Here is a 19,864-nt window from a genome sequence, read left to right as displayed (position 1 = left end):
CCTCTGTCAGGTTAATTACAACGTGCAGACGACGACAACCCATAAAAATTGCCGCCTGCCTGTTTTAGGTTGGATACATGCGTAAAGGAACGTTAAGCAGTGATGCGCCATTCGGGACATTGTTAGGCTATGCGCCCGGTGGCGTGGCGATTTACTCTTCAAATTACGGCAGTCTGGACCCGCGAAACTATCCGGAAGATGCGGATTTCCGCAGCTACATCGGCAACGAATACATGGGCCACAAGTGGCAGTGCGTTGAGTTTGCCCGCCGTTTCCTGTTCCTCAACTATGGCTTCGTGTTTACCGACGTCGGTATGGCGTGGGAAATTTTCTCTCTGCGCTTTTTGCGTCAGGTGGTGAACGATAACATTCTGCCCCTTCAGGCGTTTGCCAACGGCTCAAAACGCGCGCCGCGCGCCGGGGCGCTGCTGATCTGGCAAAAGGGCGGCGAGTTTCACGAGACCGGCCACGTGGCGGTGATCACCCAGCTTCTGGACGATAAGGTGCGTATCGCCGAGCAGAACGTGATTCACTCCCCACTGCCGCTCGGGCAGCAGTGGACGCGCGAGCTGCGCCTGAGCGTGGAGAACGGGTGTTACATCCTCCACGACACCTTCAGCGACACGGAAATTCTCGGCTGGATGATCCAGACCGACGACACAGAACATAGCATTCCGCAGCCGGAAATCGACGGCGAACTGCTGAAAATCAGCGGCGCGCGGCTGAAAAACACACGTCAGTTCGACGGGAAATGGCTCAACGAAAATGACGCGCTGCAGCAGGCGTATATTCGCGCCAACGGTCACGTGATCAACAAAGATCCCTGCCAGTACTTCACCATTACCGAAAGCGCCGAACAGGAGCTGATCAAAGCCACCAACGAGCTGCACCTGATGTACCTGCACGCCACGGACAAGGTGCTGAAAGACGACAGCCTGCTGGCGCTTTTCGACATCCCGAAAATCCTCTGGCCGCGCCTGCGCCTCTCCTGGCAGTGGCGTCGTCACCATATGATCACCGGTCGTATGGATTTCTGCATGGATGAGCGCGGCATCAAGGTCTACGAGTACAATGCCGACTCCGCCTCCTGCCATACCGAGGGCGGGCTGATTCTCGAAGAGTGGGTGAAAAATGGCTATCGCGGCAACGGGCATAACCCGGCAGAAGGCCTGCTGGAAGAGCTGACCGGCGCCTGGAAGCACAGCCACGCCCGGCCGTTCGTCCACATCATGCAGGACAACGATGTCGAAGAGGACTATCACGCGCTCTTTATTCAGCGTTCGCTGATGCAGGCCGGGTTCGAGACCAAAATCCTCCACGGGCTGGGGGCGCTGAGCTGGGATGCCGCCGGACAGCTGATTGACGACGAGGGTCGCCACGTCAACTGCGTGTGGAAAACCTGGGCGTGGGAGACGGCGATAGAGCAGATCCGCGAGGTCAGCGAAACCGAATACGCCGCCGTGCCGATCCGCACCGGACATCCTGAAGGCGAAGTGCGCCTGATTGACGTCCTGCTGCGCCCGGAGGTGCTGGTCTTTGAACCGCTGTGGACCGTTATTCCCGGCAACAAGGCGATTCTCCCGGTGCTGTGGCAACTGTTCCCGAATCACCGTTACCTGCTCGACACCGATTTTGAGGTCAACGATCTGCTGAAGCAGACCGGATACGCCGTTAAGCCGATTGCCGGACGCTGCGGCAGCAATATCGACCTGATTAGCGCCCAGGACGAACTGCTGGATAAATCCAGCGGCAAGTTTGTTGACCGCAAAAACATCTACCAGCAGCTGTGGTGCCTGCCGAAGGTCGACGGCAAGTACATACAGGTCTGTACCTTTACCGTGGGCGGGAACTACGGTGGGACCTGCCTGCGCGGCGATGACTCGCTGGTGGTGAAGAAAGAGAGCGATATTGAGCCGCTGATCGTGGTTAAAGATAAGTAGCTCTTACCCGCAATAAAAAAGCCCCCGCAGGGCATCCTGCGGGGGCTTTTCGTTACTGTTCTTCCTCTTCCTGCCCGTTGATCTTCAGATCGATGATGCGGCCAATCTGGTCATGATAGACCGTCAGCAGGTTGTACTGGCTCATCTCAGAGATGATCTGCGGTGAGACATTAAAGCTGCGGGCCAGCTCCTCCTGGGGAAAATAGCCCGGCTGACGCCGCCTCGCGTGGGCCCGACGGCGATTGTACTGATACCACAAAATCAGCAGCCAGCCGTTGAGCGCGGCGAACAGCAGGTAGAGCAACACCGTATTAAAGGACGCAATAATCACGCTCCAGCGGTGGTCGCTCTCCTCGGTGAGCTGCATCCAGAGCCGGGCATACAGGAAAAACAGAAAGCCTCCCCACGCCACCAGCGTTAACGCGGCATCGAAAAGACGTGGCAACAGCCGATGTTCGGTCAGAATTAAGGTATTTTCGTTCATTGAAGGCTTCCTTTTCCCCGGTCCGGACTGATCCAGCGCGCGCGGGCGCGCTGGCGTTTAAGCATGACTTTTGGAAACGCGACGAGGGTGGTGAACAGGCCGATCATCCAGTACACCATCGGGAACCAGATCACCCAGAAAAGCGAGCTGGTCACCTTCCGTTCATAGCGCCGCTCGATGAACAGGCTGACCAGGAACTGCAACAAGCACATCACGCCCAGCAGCAGCCCGGTAAACGCCGGTGGAAAGAGGCTCTCCACGGTCAGCCTGGCGGGAATCGGCGTGATATGGCTGAGGATAAATAACAGCACCGTCATGGCGTACGCGAAGGCCCACAGCGTTGACAGGGCATACTCAAGAAACAGGGGCCACATGCGGTGATGCTCCCAGCGCACAATCCTGCGAAGGTTGACTAGGAACACCTCCGCACCGCCCTGGGCCCAGCGCAGACGCTGTTTCCACAGGCCCTTCAGCGTCTCCGGCATCAGGATCCAGCACAGCGCCCGCGGCTCGAAAAAGATATCCCAGTGGCGCAGTTGGAGCTTCCAGCTGATGTCGATGTCTTCGGTGATCATGTCCGGACTCCAGTACCCGACGTCCGCCAGCGCCTGTCGGCGAAAGGCGGCGATGACGCCCGAGACGGTAAAGACCCGGCCATAGATCCGCTGCGTCCGCTTGATGAGCCCGATAATCGATGAGAACTCGCCCACCTGAATGCGACCGATCAGCGTGGAGCGCGTGCGGATACGCGGATTCCCGGTGACCGCACCGACGTGGGGATACTGAATCAGCGGGGCCACCAGATACGCTGCCGTATCGCGGTCGAGCAGGGCGTCGCCGTCAATGCAGACCAGCAGATCGCCCCGGGCCGCCGCTGCCCCGGCTTTGAGCGCCAGCGCTTTCCCCTGGTTTTCCGCGAGATTAATTACCCGCAGGCGCGGATGTTCCTGCGCCAGCGCCTGCAGCACCTGCGCGGTTTTGTCAGACGAGCCGTCGTTGATGGCGATAACTTCGATATTTTCATACCGCTGATCCAGCGCGGCGCTGATGGTCTCCCGGGCATTCCTTCCCTCGTTGAAGCAGGGGATAAGAATGGAGATGAGCGGCTCACCGGCGAGCGTCGGGGCGGGCGTCTCTTTCTCCCACGACCAGTGGCGTTCAAGCTGAAACCAGAAATAGAGGCCGCCGGTTATCCAGAGCACCGACATGAACAGCGGCCAGAAGAACACAAAATCCAGAATCAGCTCGCCGGTAAAGAGGGCGGCCACGCCTAACGGCAACCCGAATACCAGACATAAAATGGAAAAGGCGATAATGCGATCAGTCATTGTCAGGGTACCAGTACGAAGAAAATACAGGCCTGATGCGTGAGATATCAGGTTGGTTGTTGATGAAGTCGTCGGGGTAGTAGCCGTAGTTTTTGACGCCGTTCAGCTGGAGCACGCGCATCCACTGTGCCAGCTGGCTGTCGGAAACGGCGCGCTGCGGTTTCCCATCCCAGTCCCGGGCCTGCAGCTCGAAAATGGTTTTATCGAGCGCGCCGGGACGCGCGGCGACCGCGTTAACCAGACGCGTCAGCCAGGCATCGCTCTCGTCTGCCGGGATGGACTCCATCAGCGGCATAGCCATCGGCACCGTCCAGTCATACTCCGCCAGAAAGTCGTCAAGATTCTGCGCGAACCACGCTTCGCTTTCGGGCTGCAGAATGGGCAAGGCGAACATGTTGCGCGCGGTTTTTATCTGCGGGCCACGGATATGCTTCACCGCGAGGCTCAGGGCGTGGGTAAACCCGATAAGCGTCTGGCTTTTCTGACGTGTTGTGCTCTGAGGGCCATCGTCCACGTCCGTCAGCACCGCATCGTCATGGAACAAGATCCCGTTGAAGCTGGCATAGCGGGCCAGATCTTCATAGATGTCCGTCACCTGCTGGCGCACCTGCGGGTCCCACGGGGAGAGCCGGATATAGGGATCGGTGGCTTCGCGCAGCTGGCCTGACGAGCGGTCCCGACGCTGCACGCGCGGCAGGGCAGGATCGAGATCGAACGAGAGCACCGGCATCCACGCGAAGACTTTTACGCCCGCGCGGGTTTGCAGCTGCCAGGAGACAAAATTAAACAGGTCGGCCCGGACCGGCAGCTGGCGGTTGGGAAAATAGAGCGCCTTGATCCTGCCGTCGCCCTGCGGGTCGGCAAACGCCTGCAGGAAAACATGGCTGATTTTCATGTCGTAGACCCGCTGGATCAGCCTGTTGATATTTTGCGTCTGCTGGGCTGGATTGGGATCGTAAACGTAGTCGAGGTCGACGTGCATGACGCGCACGGGTTCGCGCTCCTGAACCTGGCTGACCGTACTGGCAAACGCCTTGAGCGAGGGATTGCCGGCGATCAGCAGACGGGGGATGTTGCCCAGCTCCTGCACGTTCCCCAGCCCGTCCTCAAGGGTAAAGGCCAGCTGATAACCCTGCTGTCTGGCGATGGCGAGCGACGTGCCGTTGGCGGCACCGTAGGGCCAGACCCAGGCGCGCGGCGCCTTGCCCGTCACCTGCGTGATTTTTTCAGTCACTTTGTGAACGTCATCGCCGATCCGCTGGCTGAACTGCCGATCGGTTTCATAGCGGCCCGTCGCTTTATCGTAAAAGCGGTTGGCGATGGCGGGTTCGCGGCTGCCCTGCGGGTTGGCAACAATGCCGTAATGCGAGGCCCAGGTGTGCGACCCGATCTCAATCAGCGGAGACCGGCTGAGCTCGCGCACCATATCCCACGTCGCGAAACGATCGCGGGGCGTCATCAGGCCGCCGAAGTTAACTTTTTGATTTTCCGGCGTATCCACCCAGTTGCCCACCGGCGCCCAGAGCGCAGGGACGTTCCACGCCTGAAGCAGTGGCCAGACGCGGGTGTAAAAGCTGCTGTAGCCGTCGTCAAAGCTGAGCAGAACGGCTTTGGGCGGCAGCGTTTTTTTTCCGTCATGGGCATCCAGAATGTCCTGCACGCTGATGACGTGATAACCGTTGTGCAGCAGCCAGCTTATCTGCTCGTTTAGCGCGCTGGTGCGCACGGAGAGGTAGCGCTGATCGGCGGCATCGTCTTCGACGTCGTGGTAGGCCAGCACCAGAAACTGGTTCTGCGGCCAGGGTTTGCTCGCCTCCAGCTGCGGCCGATCTTTGGGCGCAATAAACGAAAATGCCTGCGCGCAGACATTTGCGCTGAGGCAGAGCCAGCCGATGAGTATCAGGCTCGCGGAAAAACGTGTGTTCATTATCATCATCCTTAAAAGCGTAAAGTCGCATCAAACGTGACGGAGAGGTTGCTCTCGCGTTTGCCGTCGTAAGGGCGCTTGTCCCAGTTCAGCATCACGCCGGTATCCATGACGTTGTTCCACTGAACGCGTTGTCCGTAACCCAGCAGAGCGATGGCACCAGCGGACTGATTTTTCTGCCAGTAGCGGCCGCCTCCCGCCACGAACTGCTGGCTCCAGAGGGTGTCGTAATGGCGATACATCTCATGGTCAACGGCCAGGGCGGCCGTCACGGAGAGATCCCGCGCCGGGTTGTAATAGAGGGTGTCCCGCAGGCTGTTTTTGCTGGCGGCGATCCCCGGTTCGAGATCCAGCGTCAGGGACGAGGTCTGCCAGAGACGCTCCTTGCCCGTGAGGGTGTATTCCTGTCGGCGGTTATGATCCGAGAAGCGGCTGAGGGCGGCGCTGAACTGATACTCACGGCGCTCGTTTTGATACCAGCGCACCCCGCCTTCCCCCCGGTTGGCGCTGATCCCGTTGCGTAACGCCCGCAGGGGCGTGTTGCGCGACAGGCGCTCAAGGCTGCCGCTGACCTGCCAGCTATCGGTGAGGCTGTACGTCGTTGAGAGGCGAGCGCCCGGCTTGTTCGCGCCGTGATAGCGGTTGCTTGAGAGCTCGGCTTCGAGCTGGAGATCGCGTGGCCGCCATTCGATGCCGCCCAACAGGTGACGGCTGGAGCCTTTGCCTTCATCGAAATTGCCCTCTGCATAGCGGGTGCCGGCAAACAGCCGCCAGTTATCCACTACGGGCGGGCCATAGAGCGTGGCGTCCCAGTTGAGATCGTGCGTCCCGCTGACGGGGTTATCGGAGTGCAAACCCTTGCTCGCGTTGAGGCGCAGCTCGGACATATGGTGGACGGTGCGGAGCCTGTCCAGACGCCTTGCGCTGCGATCGCGCGGCGCGCGGGCAATGACGTCGTCGGCCAGTAAATCCATCTGCCGCCACTCCTGCAGATCCATGGCGACGTAAGCCTGCTGCTGCTCAAGTTCCAGATTCGAGGGCTCCAGCGCCTCCGCCATTTTCAGCGTTTGCTCGGCCGCGCGCGGCAGGCCTCGCGCCTGAAATAGGGTGGCGTAGTCAATCTGCAATCCCTGATTGCCCGGCGCGGTTGTCGCCAGACGTCGCGCCAGCTTTTCGGCTTCCGGCAGGGCATTCGTCGCCAGCAAATAGTTAAAACGGAGCGACTGGCCGGTAAGCCACCGATCGTTCGGCTGAGGAGTAGGGGAGCCGAAATCGTAACGGGTCCAGGGAACGTTGCGGGTGTGGCGCTCTGCATACCGGCGGGCGGACGGATACTCTCCCGTATCCAGCCAGGCGTAGAAAAGCGCGTGCTCCTCGTCCTGCGGATCGGATGCGTACTGCGGATAGCGTTGCAGAAGCGCGAAGGCGGCGGCAGCGTTTTTCTCCTGCAGATATGCGGAGATCACCCAGCCGATTGCCCAGCCCGGCACCGGATGCCGGGCTGCCGTCAGATCCTGATATTCGCTGATGACCCGCGGGTAATCGGCATGGGCATACAGCGCGCCGAGCCGGTCGATACGCGCAAGCACGACGTCTTCCGCGGCCTGCGGCTCGCTCTGCCAGCGAGACAGCAGCGCGTCGTAACGATTCAGCGCGGATTGCGCAAGCTGCAGGCGCTCCTTTTCTGTTCTGCCCGGCACATCTGCAAGGCGAACGCTTTCGGCGGCGGCATTCAGCTCAAGACGACGACGCTCCGCGGGGGCTAGCGCCACCTTTTGTGAAAGCAGGAGCGCGGGGGTATTGACCCGGTTATCCGTTAGCGCGTCGACCCGCTCGCGGAGAAGCGCGTGATTTTCTGGCGCGACATACAGCGCGCGCGTGTCGGCTAAAAGCCGATCCCAGCTTTTTCCCTGGCGTAGCCAGACGTATGCCAGCGTCTGAAGATGCGCCTGCGAGGGGGCCTCCGCCACCAGCCGTCGGGCCTCCTGAAGGGCAAGCGTATCTTTACGGGCATCGGCCAGGGTTTTGATATAGCCGATACGATAATCGTCGTTATCCGGCGCAAGGCTGCGCGCTTCTTTCCAGAGCGCCAGAGCGGGCTCCCACGCTTTCTGATTTCGTCTGGCCTGCGCGACAGCCGCAACGCCGCGGGCGGGCAGCGGCATATAAATGCTGTAGCGCTGCCAGACCTGAATAACCTCGTCATCATGGCCTGCCCAGGCCGCCACCTGTAACCAGTCCGCAACGTGCTCAGGCGTCAGGGCATGCTGCTGCTGATAGCGCTGAAGATAATCGAGAAACGACGTGTAATTACCGTTACGCGCCTGTTGAATCTGTTGCTCATAAACGGATTCCGTCGCCTGAACCAGAACAGGAAAGAGTAATAACAGAAACAATAATGTTGGGGTGCGATAAAAGAATAATGTACTGAAGCGAAGCGATCTTTCCATATCTATTTGCCATTTGTTTATCATGAATCCATTGCATAACACGGCTGCCTTTTAACTCTGCGTTAAAGGCCATAAATGAGAACATTAAATCTGAATGCAGTAACGTTATGGGGTACTTACTTAAAGGTAATTATGGCGCCTCATCTTAGTGGACTGGATGGGAGGTAATGTACACCCGATATGTTGCCCGATAAATATGCTGAAAAGCGGCTGTGTCGTTTTGAGATAATTCTGTAATGAGCAGTTTTTTGTGTTTGTTTTGAATTGAGCGATTAATTACAACTAATTGAAATATAATGATTTTATTTTTATTGTGACAGTTTTGTATATATTTTTAATGACGCTTGTCAGCCTCAATTAAAGTACTTTCTGGTGCATGTTTGGGAAGTTTCATGACAAAAATTCTTAATGTTTAGAGAAGTGACTTTTCTGCGATTGTTTTTTATTTATAATTAAAGACAGACATTGAATGATAGTCTACAGGAAGTCTTACTCATCAATGTGTGTATTGAGGGATGTCTAAAGCCAGAATACATCTATCGTTAATATAACAGCGCTATAAAACGAAGGCGGTCTTCTTTTCGCAGGATCGTTCTTGCTTTAATCTAAAAGGGATGGTTAGTGGCAACTTCAATAGTGTTAGTGACTCAGGACCGCTACCTTGTCAGGGGGATGCGGATATTTTTTCCGGATATTATCCTGCTCGATTCGATTGACAGAAACATATTTGATAACGGTGCAGATGAATATTCTGTATTGATTGATAGTCGTGCGCCGCTCCGTCTATATGATTATCTGATACGCCATCCGGCCAGAACGAAAAAAACGATCTGCTGCGTTATGCTTGATATGCGCCATCGCGAGGAGAATCTGCTCAGTATGAAGCTGTTTATGAACACGTCGCTGACGGCGCCGGACATGGCCTCGCTGTTTAACCTGGTGCTCAATATGAAGGGCCGTCGCCTGACCACGAAGTGGCTGCTGAATTTACGGCTGAGCACGCATGAAACGATCATGTTGCGGTTGCTGAGAGCAGGGATGTCAATGGAGGAGATTGCAGGCGAGCTGAATACGTCGGTGAAAAGTCTCTATCGCAAACGAATGGCGCTCTCGGAACGGCTGGGGGCGGAGAACTTCAACGAGGCGTGTTTGTTTATCTTCAAAAACAAACTGCTGGGCGCAGGTGGGAACGATCCCTAGGTTGGGGAGAGAACAAAAGCATAATTGTGGGCGGTATTCAGAGGTTTGAGAACGCTGGATGAGGACAACTTCCTGGCCTTGGGTTTGGATTTACTCTGGCTCAAAACGACACAAGGACGTTGTCATGGACACGATTGAAGAGTCTGGTCACCGCCACTGTAAGATATCTTCAACTATTTGATATAAATATAAATTTGACAAATATCGTCAGGTAGCGATTTATCCGTCAAATTCAGTTAAACTTCGTCACATGTTTCAGTGAGTTATGGGACGGTTAGTAGAATGACCAGCGAAGAAGCACTTTTAAAATCAGGTTTTAGTAAACGAGATCTTCAAAAGCTTAAAAACAATATCGAGAATTACGGTGGTTCGTTTGATAGCGTAACTCATGATCTGGCCAATCGTTTTAAGGCAATGAAGTGGATAACTATTATTGCCTTTATCATACTGGCTTTAACTCTTTTACTTGCATCCAGGGATACAAGTCTGACACTTGCGCTCACGTTATTGATTGTACTACCTTTTATCTGGTATATAACGCCAGCAAAACTTGGCTACAAATCCTGGCGTTACCGTAAAATGCTGACTAATTCTGAGACGGGTCGCTGACGGACAACAGATCAAAAATAATCTTAGCTTTCACGCCGTAACCCGCTATTTTCATTGTAAGCTGCGGGCGGCTCAATGTGCTCACCTTTCGGTAATAGTCTGTGGGTAGATAACGAAACAGTCGCCAGGTACCAGGTCGCCGTAACAAGCCAAAAATGGTATACGCATTAGCGGCCAGTGAGATTGATTTGTAGACACCTAAACCATTCTCACGACTAAAGCCCATAAACTCAGCTGTAGACATCGCGGCATTCGCGACCAGCCCTTCACTGGTAGTGTTGTTCGTTGCGTAGCGAGCCACTTCTTTACTGATGCTGTTTGCCCCGTCAGTAACCAGAATCGCACCAGCAAGAACTCCGAGAGGGGTCATCGTGCCAATCAGTGTAAATCCTGCGGCTATTTCAGCACCGGCCAGGACAACACTAACTGCCGAGATAACATACCCAACAATTTTGTTATTCTCTCGGATGAACTCGACTTTCGCGTAAAGCTTCGCTGCCTTCGTTCGTAATAAACGAGCTTGTTCCAGGAGGTTATAGTTTTCTTCTCGAAGTATTTTAACGCAGTCCATGCATTCTTTATCTGATTTAGCCTGACGAGCTAGCGTAAACTGTTGTTCTATGAGGTCCCGAATTTCCTGAATGAACTTCATTCGAGTCAGACCATCGCTGAGATGAAAAGCCGACAGAGTGTTGGCTGTATTTACCAGTTTCCTGGCTTCCATATTCACCATCGTTTCCGCCCAGGCTTTATTTCTTCCACCTGATTGCATCATGTTAAGCAATGCTGCATCCATTGTAATTCCTCTCAATTGCTTTACCGGCGTCTGTTTAGACTGATAAACGGCTCCCTCTGACTGCCATGCGTGCCAACGCATGCACAATATAGTAGCAATGTGGTTACGGGGTCTGAAGCAGAAGTCGCTTTTTGCAGCTACACACCTCGGCCTACTAGACGGCTTTCACCGGGCATCACCGGAAGTATCAGGCCAGATTTTTGCTCAATGGCATCAATGAGAAGCCCGTTCTCGCTTGAGTGGCCGCTGTAGTAGGGAAAGGGCAACACCAGCGGAAAGCCAGGCGTTTTTGTCGGGAATTTCACCATCAATCAGGCCGGATGTGCAGCATGACTGGACGTTTTCGGAGGCCCTGGGCAATCCGGCATGTGTCCACTGTATAGTAGGTGCCGTTTCGGTCTTTGGTAGGCTTTATCATAATGCCCATTTTGTACCACCGGGAAGCGGGGCCGGAGGAAAGATAAGAGGGGTAACTACTGATAAACCAACAAGTTGTTGACTCAGAAAGCAAAAACCCGCCACGAGGGCGGGTTCTTTAAATAGTGGTGCCGGACTCGGAATCGTAGTTTGTGTTAACAATATGAAATAAATGTAGAATAATCATAATCACCTTAAGTATACCAACCAATGTACCATCAGTTTATAAGTGTGATTGCAAATAAAGTCAATTATATTCAATTGGTTATGACAACATACCCTGCCAAATCTTACTGAACAATCTTCAAGTCTGGACTGATTGTTCAGCTGCTTTTCCCTGCTCTATTCAATAGATTACCGTCACCAAATCCGATATGTTTACTCATAACATATCAAAGCGATAAGTAAAGCCAGAAGGATAGATGCCACATGACCAAAGCGGAGATCGCCAGCGCTGTTAATGAATGGTTCAACATTGAAAATTACAGCGTCCTGCAAAATTTGACAGTAGAACAACTTTTTCAAGAGATTGAAAACAGGATTGTCGCTTACCGCATGGGGCAAAACAGTGGGGAGTTGCCTCCTGAAAGCCGTCGCAGGCATCAGAACTATTACGAAGAACTGATTGAAGGTAAGGTCGTGTTTGGTGATGTTTTCGGGGGGCCAGAAAAAAGACTGTCTTCCAGCTATGCCATCAAGCCTGTAACACACCAAGGGCTATGGGAGGTGGCGGGTTATGTTGCGGCTTTCGATAAATACGTTAACCCGGAAGGAAAGCCCCTACCTCATATGGAAGTCTCGCACTACCTGAAGGAAGCCGAGGTAAACAACGAAGGGCTGATGCTGGTTCAAATTAATCTGGCAGAAACATCACCCGAAGAAATCATCAATCACCTGAAAGTCATGGTTCCTGAGTGGAAACAGCAGCTACAGGCTCCTGAGCCTCCAGCCAGAGATTTTCGCTTTGGGGTCAGCAACCTTAAAAAAATACTCGATTACAACATTATCCCCATCATGGACCTGCTGTACTGGGCGCAGGATGAAGAGGTCAGGATTGGTATGCCACAACTGACCAGCTTTTTATACCCTGATGAGTTTAAAGACGGTATCCGTGATGTAGATAAGGTGAAGTCAACAGATCATCCTCTGGCAGTTAAGTATCTGACAAACCTTGCTCACTATCGCTCTTTTGTCGATTTTACATATAGATACGACGACAGAAGACACTGGAATATTCAGGATCTAATCAGAGCGGAACTTGGTAAGGATGAGCAATCCGATCAGGACTGATCTTCCAAAAGGCGGTGTTTTGCGCAATGTAAATATCGCCTATATTCACTAAGGCTGAACATACTCTATTTTTCCCATTCCAAAAATCTGCGTAAAAAACTTATCCCTGAACGTCCCTCCTAAATCACAAGAAAAATCCATACAATTATCACATCGAACAACACACCATAAAACAAAATATCATAGGTATTACGTAAAAAATAATGGAGATAAATATGATTCAAACCAATAAAGAAAAACACCCGAAACTTATCCGGTTGCCGGAAGTAATAAGAAAAACTGGATTTGGCAGGACATGGATTTATGAGCTTATAAAGGCTGGAAGATTTCCAAAGCAAGTAAAGATAAGTGAAAGGTCTATTGCCTTTATCGAAAGTGAGATTGATGAGTGGATTGAAAAAATGATTGCGAAATCTCGCTGCGTATCTGAATGCAAACATTTTAAACAAAAGGGGAATATATGAAAAGTAAAAACGTACTGCCTTGTGTGGTGACTGTTACGAATGATGAGACAGAAGTATTTATGGAAATGGCAATAAATAACTTTAGAAAACATCTTCAGGTCATGATTGATTGTATGGGGAATGATTATGAGCGCTATTTTAAAAACAGACGTTATGTTGAAGAAGTGATTGCTAAAGTGATTGAGCGAACAAAACAAGAGTTTGCTGAATCAATGAAAGATAATAAAGGGGAAGAATATTATCTGTTCTTGGATGAGGTGAGAAGGAATCTGAGAGTTATTTATTCTGCGTATCGTACTAACTATTAATGAGAGAGGTGAATATGAACGAAAAATGTTTAGGCTGGAATGAAATACCAGTAAAAATAACCGCGAGTAATCCTGAGACAGCAAACTTTACTACTGATGTTATAAATACCTATAACGAGTTAATACATTACTTATATTACAATCTAAGGGAGGATGCTTTTCTGAAAAAAATGAAGGATGGATTTTACAGGGAGATATTCATAATGGATATTATTAATCTCACGTTACAGGAATGGTTTGAAAGTCCTGAAGAGATAAAGATTAAACGCATATCAGTCCCGGAGGTTAAAACTATACTAAGTAACTATCATGAGTTTTTGATTAAATGTTTTAGTGGGGATGGTTACGTTCTTTATTACAAAAGAATAGAAATCAGCGCAAATAAACAGCGTGTAATATAAATCAAGAGGTAGAGAAATGAGTGAAAAACTGATAAAAGAATCCCGGAAGGTTTTCATGCATATGGCAAGTTTATTCTATGAAATGAAAATAAATACGCTTAAGGAAATTCGTCCCGATGAAGTTGATGTGTTAATGGAAGATGATGCATTCATGGAAGGCATTTATAAAGAGAGCATTAAAAATGCAGGTGCTACTTTTAAAAAAGCAGCCAGAGCTGAGTATTATGAGCAAGGGCATTCAGTAAAAATGGTTGATAAGGAGGTGGTATTAATAACACTGCGTGTTAACCATAAAAGAAGATGAGCATATAAGTTTCAAAAATATAGCCCTGTTTAGCCCCACATATGGGGCTGGAAATAATAAACCAATAAATATCATTTTAAAATGTGGAGTCATTATGTCTAAAAATATTGAAATTAAAAATACATCGACTGAGCTGTTTTATGATCTGGCGAAGCGTTCTTTCGAAGCAAGTTGGAAAACAATGCAGGGTATGTGTAGTGACAGCATTTCGCACCTTGTTGATGACGCTGATTTTATGAGCGCATTTATACGGCTCACTATTAATCATATTTGTCATAACTTTGAGAAGTTTACTACACAAGAAGGAAATCAAGGAAAACTTTCAGAGGTCAACTTTGAAGAGGTTGCAGAACGGCTTGTGCGTAATGCTTGGGTGTTTTGTTAATACTAACTGTTTTTTTATTAAATACTAAAAATCAAAAAAGAGGATATAGATGAAGAAAGATAATCTGAGTAAAAAAGATGAAACAATGATATTCGCCATTTCAGCAACGCTAATGTTGTATGTGGACAGGATATACAGCATGGCAAGTGTAAACAAAGATGATGCAGTGATTTATGTAAATGATGAAGATGTTGTTGAGTTTGCACTACGAATCCACATGAAGGAAGTATTAACTGAGTTTGAGTATTACAAGGCTGCTTATGGTACAGGAAAGGAAAAGTATGAATATATAAATATAACAGAGCTATTAAAAAGGGTGATGTTTTTTCATGATTTATATGTCAAGGATATGTTGATAAGAAATATAGAGTCGGGACGATCTTTTGATGATTATAGTGTGTTGGACTGGGATATGGACATAAACAGATAATATCAGTAATGTTATTCAGAGGGATACATGAGCATATCTAAAAAGTGTTACCGGAATGGATTCCGGTAATACGTAATCTGACAATATGAGGTGAAACTAGTTTCTGATGAAGTGACCTATTAGCGAATAAGCAAGTAAATGTTTGGAACACACTTAAAAGTTAATAGCTAGTTGATAAGATATTTTTTAGTATTAAAAACCACTTGCATCAGAATTTATGAAACCTATTTTCGATTTTTAACTTAGTTGACATATCAATGAACAATGTTATATGTAAATAATAAAGTCTGATAAAAAATAAATGAGGTTCATATAAAAAGGCTTACTCTTTTTAGTAGAAGACTGAAGGGCGCTTGTGAGAGGTTTTCAATTAGTAACTATATAAGAAAGGAGGTTTCAATGAAAAAAAGAACAGTAAGATTCTTGTCATCACTCAAAGATAATAAATTATATCGATACTTTGATGAACACTTTAACGTTATTACATGCATTAGTGTCATATTTGTCATTGTATGGAACATCTACTTTTATGCTTAAAACCTCCCTTGAGGGAGGTAGACTATTATTTAATAGTGTTATACTGAACATCACTGACTGGGTTTTTACTCTTGGAATAATCTACTACAGAAATACCAACCAGAATAAAGTAAATGACTCCAGCAACAATAAGAAAGAAAACTAGTGGTTTTTTGAGAGCATCATTTTCACCTTTTCTGTTCGGGTGCTTTTTGTTCCAACCCCATAGGATTAAATTTACTACTATGAAAAACAGAAAAAAAATTGCAGATTTTGGGTGATCTGAATAGATTATATCGAATAGGTCAGTCATATCTTTCTCATATTCGTATCGTAAGAATTAAAGTGAAAAGCATAGCCGACAATATTACATTGGCGGCTTTTAATAAAAAATGTAATGAGATTAAATCTGGAAATCTTCCAGTGTTTTACCTGCTTCAATAGCAGCCACTATTGCTTTCGGAGTACGGCCCTGACCAGTCCAAGTCTGCTCATTACCGTTATCATCTGTATATTTATACTTAGCAGGGCGTGGAGTGCGTGTCGATTTGGTTTTAGGCTTAGTGGAACCTACCGCTGAAAGTAGCTCCGCAGGATCGATACCATCTTCTAACAGTTTCCGGCGGAAGGCTTCAAGCTTAGCCTGACGTTGTTCTTGTTCCTTGAGTACTGCATGTTCTTCCTCACGGCGCTCATCCACGATAACAGAGAGTTTTTCCAGCATCTCTTCCAGCGTTTCCAGATCAGTTTCACGAGCCTGTGCGCGAAGTATACGAATATTGTTCAGTACCTTTAATGCTTCACTCATACTATGCCATCCTGTGTTTGAAATGGGGGATCGAAATGGTGTGCAGTATTGTCTGATGATCGATTTAAAACACACCAACATATTAATAATATAGTAAATATTAGCATTAGAGCAATCTATTAGAACCATTTCAAACGAAAAGCAGAGGATCGATTTATAGGGCCATTTTTCGTCGTAGTTGACTTGATGGTTCGAACTCTGACGAAATGTTAGAAAGTTGCTCAAGACTCTGTTCAACAGAACGTTGGAACTCAAGAGCAGCTTCTGTACGCTGTTTGATGACAAGAGCGAAGAGTTCATCAGGTGTTTTTTCTATTAGAGTTTTTCTGTAGAGCATGGATTCCTGAACCTTCTCAAGGCTCTTGGATGCAATAGCTGATGCATGGCTGATAGGATTAAGTTCTTCAATAAATTTTCCGAGCAGTGATTTTTTCTTTCGGTCTAATCTAAAGAGATCAGTGTGCGCAGATTTAAACTGTTTTGCTTCAATTAAGGGGGAGCCATTGGTTCTTAATCTGCGATATTCATCTCTGTATTCAGACATCGTTGGATATTGTTTTAATGCTTTGATGGTGTTCAGATACTGAATTAAATCATCATTGTCTAATTTTACTTTCCTCATATATACCTCGTAAAAAAATAGTGGGTATATTTATATTACGTGATATGGTGTAAGTGTCAAATTGGCATGACTATGTAATCATTACTTGGTTTTATACTGTTTAAAAATAAGCTCACCTGTGTCTGTATAAATTTCTACTTTTTCTACTCTCCCATCGATGCCTTTTATCGAAAAACGAATTAATCTTTCATTTTGATATTTGTCAAATAATTCTGGTCGTTCAGTAAAATATCTTGATTTTGTGGCGCGGTCTTTCAGATAGTCGCAGCTTGAACAAATCTGCTTTTTGAAATCCTTCTCAGATAAGCCACTTTCTTTTATTTTTGAAGAGATAAAAGCTTTTAAAGGTCGTTCATATTCCTCTCTTTCTTTTTCTTTGCGTATTTGTTCATCTTTTTTGCGCTGTTCCTCAATACGATGAAGTCGGCCTTGTTCTTCCTGCGCTCGAATTATATCCTCGCGGATCACTCGACTGATGATTGAAGCTGGCACAACACTGACACCTTTAGACCACCCCTGATAAGGATTATGGGTTTGTATATTTCGGACTGTAGCAGATATTCTGTCTATATCCAGTTCTTTGTCAAAGGAAACAACGCGTTGTCCGTTTTTCTTTGATATGAACTTAGCTGTGTTTACCGGGGATTCCAGCCCCTTTAATCTGAAGGTAGCGACGGTACAGTTGCGGCTATTATAATATAACGCCTGTTTCTTATCTCCGATGTAGCATTCAAGATAAGAGAAAAGTTTAAACTCCTGAATGCCAAATGTTTCCTCAAGCATGGTCATTTGTTCAGCTAATATATTCAGGATATCACTTTTAGAGAGTTTTTCGTGAACTTTAATCTCAAGAGAACCGGGTAGTTTTTTCATTGTTATCTCCTTGTAGTTGTTATTGTATCAGGATACTTTCTGCCTATGATATTATACGTCAACAGAGTTTCTCCTTGCTTCCTCGTTTTCCTTTGTTCTTTTATATACCTTTCGTGGTTTATCGATATGAATGCTGTTATTAGTATTAGGAACAGCATTATTCTTTCTCTTCTTACTGAAAACGAATGCGTCAGTATATATTTCTTTAACCTCTGTTTCTAATGTCAGTTTTCTTCTTTCTTCCTGTGAATATTTCGTATATTCATCTGGATACTGTTCTATTTCAGCGCAAAGATTGCGAGCGTTGCTTAGCTGTTCTTTACGTTTCTTATCCAGTTGATGACTCATCCCTTTTGCAAATATATTAGAGTTGATATAGAGGTGACCATGATGCTCGACGAGTATTCCTTTCTGTCTGAGTTTTTTGAAAATGTTAGACATATTACCGGAAGCGATATTCAATGCTTTGCACAGTGATGATTGTGAAAGGTTAATCAGATTTCCAAACTCCATATATTCCAAGATGTAGGTTAATACGCGGAATTCATTCTTAGAAATATCAAGATCAGAAAAAACTCGAAAGTTGGAAGTAAAAGCAAATACATAAGGTTGGGAAAATGAGATTGCTTTATTATCCTCAGAAGAAATAACTGTAGTTGATCTTATTTCTTTGTTTTGTAGCAAGCGTCTTGCGATATCTATCTTTTGCTCGGTTGTTAATGATTCAAATAAGTGTAATAGATCAGAATCGTTTGTATTCATATTATTCTCTCTTTTTATTTTTGTTATATGTATTCTAATACTATGCAAAAAAATGAAAGTCAATAGTAGAACTATAAATAAAATAGAAAATATATTTTTATGATGTAGTTATTTGTTAAATAATCTATGTTTAAACATAGATGTTGCTATGTTTAAACATAGGACGGATCTATGTTTAAACATAGGAGTTTGCTATGTTTAAACATAGGAAAAAAAGTTGCGAAGCGGTGATTTTATTGGGCTGGGAGAGTGCTTATAATTAAATAATTAGTAAGAAGTTAAGAGAGTCCAGTTTTTCTTTTTTGTTATTTCGGCTGGTTTTCTGCATGGTTTATTTGTGCCTTACAACAAAGACACCTACTATACTGCTTATTTTATTTATCTTATAATATTATTACAGCGAAGTGATTGTTTTCTACAATCACAAACCGCTGCTTTTATTATATGAACTTAATTAATTATTCTTTCACTTAATCTGGCGTCTTCGACGCGATCTTTTTTTGGATAAATCCATCATTAACAGGGATGAACCCTGTTCAGCAATGTGATTGTTTCGGACAATCACTCAGTGCTGCTTTTGGGGATATAGCTTTCCTATGCGTTTAAGAGCAAATACTATATTTTTAGTGCTAATACTGTTATGAAATATAGGATCAAAAATATTTAATCATGAATAAAAGAATAGATGTTGATCCTTTTGGCTTTTCCCTCAGACATTGCACATACCATTGTTAAAACGTTAAATATTTTTTACAGCGTTAGGGCGTAGCCGTGCGTCAGCACATGAGCTTTAGCTCATAAGAGATATATCTTTTCAAAAGAATAAGAAAAAAAGGTAAAACGTTTATTAAATGAGTTAAATTTGATTTTTACCGATTCGATATGGTATTAAATAATAAAAAAGAAGGAAAATAAAGAATGAACAACATTAAGGTTATTACGCTCTTTCATACAAATAAAAAAATACCATTTATGACTTGTATTGTTAAAGATGTTGAAGAGAATGAACAAGTAATAAAACTCACTTTGCAAAATGGTGATAATATTCATATCAAAGATTATGACTATTTCTTCTTATCAGAATCAGCACATGAGTGTGATCAGGAACGAATGATTAATACATATAGAAGATTGATTTCTGAACTGAGCCAAGTTAGCGAAGAAACAATAGAGTCCTTAGTTCCGAAGATATCGAATAATATGAAAAGCAATTTCCCGGCAAGCGGTGTGAGTGCTTTGGAAGATGATTGAAAAATCTGAATGGTAGCAACCATTCCATATGAAACAGCATATTAAAACATGCGTTGCATACAGGTTTTTGCAACACCATATCGGAAGATAGCTACGTTACCTGAGATCTAACAATCCCTGTCTGCGTAATGGTCGACAGGGTATTACCTGTTCTGACCTATACCTTTCTATCTCCATCCATGTGCAAACAGCTACTGACATGGCTCTTCGTGCACATTACACCACTTATTGATCGATATAAAAGATCAATAAATTGCTTTTGATAGGTTTAAGCTATTGAATGGGTGTCAATTGAACGG

At 46.9% G+C, this 19,864-nt stretch carries 20 protein-coding genes; 11 read left to right on the top strand and 9 right to left on the bottom strand.

The annotated features are described in order from the left end of the window. The first annotated feature begins 77 nt into the window (after nt 1-77). Nucleotides 78-1,940, top strand: coding sequence for a bifunctional glutathionylspermidine amidase/synthase (gene gss, locus L362_RS08020; protein ID WP_023344910.1), 1,863 nt, complete (start codon nt 78-80; stop codon nt 1,938-1,940). 52 nt (nt 1,941-1,992) lie between these two features. Here the strand turns inward: gss and pgaD are convergent, their stop codons facing one another. Genes pgaD through pgaA form a run of 4 tightly spaced genes read right to left on the bottom strand, consistent with a single transcriptional unit; the run spans nt 1,993 to nt 8,129 of the window. Beyond that, nucleotides 1,993-2,424 carry a poly-beta-1,6-N-acetyl-D-glucosamine biosynthesis protein PgaD gene (gene pgaD / locus L362_RS08025; protein ID WP_023326057.1) on the bottom strand — a complete coding sequence of 144 codons (432 nt, stop codon included), beginning with the start codon at nt 2,422-2,424 and terminating at the stop codon, nt 1,993-1,995. Further along, entirely contained in the window at nt 2,421-3,752 is a 1,332-nt protein-coding gene (pgaC, locus tag L362_RS08030) for a poly-beta-1,6-N-acetyl-D-glucosamine synthase (RefSeq protein ID WP_023344909.1), read from the bottom strand. The genes pgaD and pgaC overlap by 4 nt, the downstream gene beginning before the upstream one ends. Then, a complete protein-coding gene (pgaB, locus tag L362_RS08035; RefSeq protein WP_196231161.1) occupies nt 3,745-5,688 on the bottom strand; it encodes a poly-beta-1,6-N-acetyl-D-glucosamine N-deacetylase PgaB in 1,944 nt (647 codons plus the stop codon). The genes pgaC and pgaB overlap by 8 nt, the downstream gene beginning before the upstream one ends. Nucleotides 5,689-5,690: 2 nt before the next feature. After that, nucleotides 5,691-8,129: a poly-beta-1,6 N-acetyl-D-glucosamine export porin PgaA gene (gene pgaA / locus L362_RS08040; RefSeq protein WP_023344907.1), complete on the bottom strand. Its 2,439-nt coding sequence runs from the start codon at nt 8,127-8,129 to the stop codon at nt 5,691-5,693. A 672-nt stretch (nt 8,130-8,801) separates the two neighbouring features. Here pgaA and L362_RS08045 point away from each other — a divergent pair. Both L362_RS08045 and L362_RS24055 read left to right on the top strand, forming a co-directional pair. After that, complete coding sequence (locus L362_RS08045; protein ID WP_021242095.1) at nt 8,802-9,329, top strand: helix-turn-helix domain-containing protein; 528 nt, start codon at nt 8,802-8,804, stop codon at nt 9,327-9,329. 282 nt (nt 9,330-9,611) lie between these two features. Then, nucleotides 9,612-9,938 (top strand): hypothetical protein, encoded by a 327-nt coding sequence (locus L362_RS24055; protein WP_039265473.1) that lies wholly within the window; start codon nt 9,612-9,614, stop codon nt 9,936-9,938. On the opposite strand, the gene L362_RS08050 is transcribed toward L362_RS24055, so the two are convergent. Continuing rightward, nucleotides 9,916-10,734 carry a DUF4225 domain-containing protein gene (locus L362_RS08050; protein WP_023326053.1) on the bottom strand — a complete coding sequence of 273 codons (819 nt, stop codon included), beginning with the start codon at nt 10,732-10,734 and terminating at the stop codon, nt 9,916-9,918. The genes L362_RS24055 and L362_RS08050 overlap by 23 nt on opposite strands. A gap of 846 nt (nt 10,735-11,580) precedes the next feature. Here L362_RS08050 and L362_RS08055 point away from each other — a divergent pair. The 7 genes from L362_RS08055 to L362_RS08085 all read left to right on the top strand — a co-directional run bounded on the left by L362_RS08055 (nt 11,581) and on the right by L362_RS08085 (nt 14,733). Next, nucleotides 11,581-12,441 (top strand): DUF6387 family protein, encoded by an 861-nt coding sequence (locus L362_RS08055; RefSeq protein ID WP_023344906.1) that lies wholly within the window; start codon nt 11,581-11,583, stop codon nt 12,439-12,441. 215 nt (nt 12,442-12,656) lie between these two features. Beyond that, nucleotides 12,657-12,905, top strand: coding sequence for a helix-turn-helix transcriptional regulator (locus tag L362_RS08060; protein WP_000616796.1), 249 nt, complete (start codon nt 12,657-12,659; stop codon nt 12,903-12,905). After that, complete coding sequence (locus tag L362_RS08065; RefSeq protein WP_023344905.1) at nt 12,902-13,213, top strand: hypothetical protein; 312 nt, start codon at nt 12,902-12,904, stop codon at nt 13,211-13,213. Before L362_RS08060 ends, L362_RS08065 begins: the two co-directional genes overlap by 4 nt. 14 nt (nt 13,214-13,227) lie before the next feature. Next, nucleotides 13,228-13,614 (top strand): hypothetical protein, encoded by a 387-nt coding sequence (locus L362_RS08070; protein ID WP_023344904.1) that lies wholly within the window; start codon nt 13,228-13,230, stop codon nt 13,612-13,614. A gap of 16 nt (nt 13,615-13,630) precedes the next feature. After that, complete coding sequence (locus L362_RS08075) at nt 13,631-13,918, top strand: hypothetical protein (protein ID WP_023344903.1); 288 nt, start codon at nt 13,631-13,633, stop codon at nt 13,916-13,918. Between the two features lie 94 nt (nt 13,919-14,012). Beyond that, nucleotides 14,013-14,303, top strand: a complete 291-nt coding sequence (locus L362_RS08080) for a hypothetical protein (RefSeq protein ID WP_023344902.1) — start codon at nt 14,013-14,015, stop codon at nt 14,301-14,303. Between the two features lie 49 nt (nt 14,304-14,352). Next, nucleotides 14,353-14,733: a hypothetical protein gene (locus L362_RS08085; RefSeq protein WP_023344901.1), complete on the top strand. Its 381-nt coding sequence runs from the start codon at nt 14,353-14,355 to the stop codon at nt 14,731-14,733. Nucleotides 14,734-15,652: 919 nt separating this feature from the next. Here L362_RS08085 and L362_RS08090 read toward each other — a convergent pair. From L362_RS08090 to L362_RS08105, 4 genes are all read right to left on the bottom strand, one after another. Beyond that, nucleotides 15,653-16,057: an H-NS family histone-like protein gene (locus L362_RS08090; RefSeq protein ID WP_001287394.1), complete on the bottom strand. Its 405-nt coding sequence runs from the start codon at nt 16,055-16,057 to the stop codon at nt 15,653-15,655. 154 nt (nt 16,058-16,211) lie between these two features. Continuing rightward, on the bottom strand, nt 16,212-16,679 hold the full coding sequence (locus tag L362_RS08095) for a DUF4756 family protein (RefSeq protein ID WP_023344900.1): 468 nt from the start codon (nt 16,677-16,679) through the stop codon (nt 16,212-16,214). Nucleotides 16,680-16,760: 81 nt separating this feature from the next. Next, entirely contained in the window at nt 16,761-17,552 is a 792-nt protein-coding gene (locus L362_RS08100) for a hypothetical protein (RefSeq protein ID WP_023344899.1), read from the bottom strand. A gap of 51 nt (nt 17,553-17,603) precedes the next feature. After that, a complete protein-coding gene (locus L362_RS08105) occupies nt 17,604-18,314 on the bottom strand; it encodes a helix-turn-helix domain-containing protein (protein ID WP_023344898.1) in 711 nt (236 codons plus the stop codon). Between the two features lie 918 nt (nt 18,315-19,232). Between L362_RS08105 and L362_RS08110 the strand changes: the two genes are divergently transcribed. Continuing rightward, a complete protein-coding gene (locus L362_RS08110; protein ID WP_023344897.1) occupies nt 19,233-19,565 on the top strand; it encodes a hypothetical protein in 333 nt (110 codons plus the stop codon). Nucleotides 19,566-19,864: the final 299 nt, after the last annotated feature.

Source organism: Enterobacter sp. MGH 16, from assembly GCF_000493175.1.
Classification (GTDB): domain Bacteria; phylum Pseudomonadota; class Gammaproteobacteria; order Enterobacterales; family Enterobacteriaceae; genus Enterobacter; species Enterobacter roggenkampii.
Note: the sequence above shows the minus strand (reverse complement) of the source record. Positions and strands in the feature narration are given on the sequence as shown.

Bases quoted from the DNA above. Each gene is read 5' to 3' on its own strand.
- L362_RS08110 (WP_023344897.1), top strand. From the start codon at position 19,233: ATGAACAACATTAAGGTTATTACGCTCTTTCATACAAATAAAAAAATA.
- L362_RS08050 (WP_023326053.1), bottom strand. From the start codon at position 10,734: ATGGATGCAGCATTGCTTAACATGATGCAATCAGGTGGAAGAAATAAA.
- pgaC (WP_023344909.1), bottom strand. From the start codon at position 3,752: ATGACTGATCGCATTATCGCCTTTTCCATTTTATGTCTGGTATTCGGG.
- L362_RS08105 (WP_023344898.1), bottom strand. From the start codon at position 18,314: ATGAATACAAACGATTCTGATCTATTACACTTATTTGAATCATTAACA.
- gss (WP_023344910.1), top strand. From the start codon at position 78: ATGCGTAAAGGAACGTTAAGCAGTGATGCGCCATTCGGGACATTGTTA.
- L362_RS08080 (WP_023344902.1), top strand. From the start codon at position 14,013: ATGTCTAAAAATATTGAAATTAAAAATACATCGACTGAGCTGTTTTAT.
- L362_RS08090 (WP_001287394.1), bottom strand. From the start codon at position 16,057: ATGAGTGAAGCATTAAAGGTACTGAACAATATTCGTATACTTCGCGCA.
- L362_RS08085 (WP_023344901.1), top strand. From the start codon at position 14,353: ATGAAGAAAGATAATCTGAGTAAAAAAGATGAAACAATGATATTCGCC.
- L362_RS08070 (WP_023344904.1), top strand. From the start codon at position 13,228: ATGAACGAAAAATGTTTAGGCTGGAATGAAATACCAGTAAAAATAACC.
- L362_RS08060 (WP_000616796.1), top strand. From the start codon at position 12,657: ATGATTCAAACCAATAAAGAAAAACACCCGAAACTTATCCGGTTGCCG.
- pgaB (WP_196231161.1), bottom strand. From the start codon at position 5,688: ATGATGATAATGAACACACGTTTTTCCGCGAGCCTGATACTCATCGGC.
- L362_RS08095 (WP_023344900.1), bottom strand. From the start codon at position 16,679: ATGAGGAAAGTAAAATTAGACAATGATGATTTAATTCAGTATCTGAAC.
- L362_RS24055 (WP_039265473.1), top strand. From the start codon at position 9,612: ATGACCAGCGAAGAAGCACTTTTAAAATCAGGTTTTAGTAAACGAGAT.
- pgaA (WP_023344907.1), bottom strand. From the start codon at position 8,129: ATGGAAAGATCGCTTCGCTTCAGTACATTATTCTTTTATCGCACCCCA.
- L362_RS08045 (WP_021242095.1), top strand. From the start codon at position 8,802: ATGCGGATATTTTTTCCGGATATTATCCTGCTCGATTCGATTGACAGA.
- pgaD (WP_023326057.1), bottom strand. From the start codon at position 2,424: ATGAACGAAAATACCTTAATTCTGACCGAACATCGGCTGTTGCCACGT.
- L362_RS08055 (WP_023344906.1), top strand. From the start codon at position 11,581: ATGACCAAAGCGGAGATCGCCAGCGCTGTTAATGAATGGTTCAACATT.
- L362_RS08075 (WP_023344903.1), top strand. From the start codon at position 13,631: ATGAGTGAAAAACTGATAAAAGAATCCCGGAAGGTTTTCATGCATATG.
- L362_RS08065 (WP_023344905.1), top strand. From the start codon at position 12,902: ATGAAAAGTAAAAACGTACTGCCTTGTGTGGTGACTGTTACGAATGAT.
- L362_RS08100 (WP_023344899.1), bottom strand. From the start codon at position 17,552: ATGAAAAAACTACCCGGTTCTCTTGAGATTAAAGTTCACGAAAAACTC.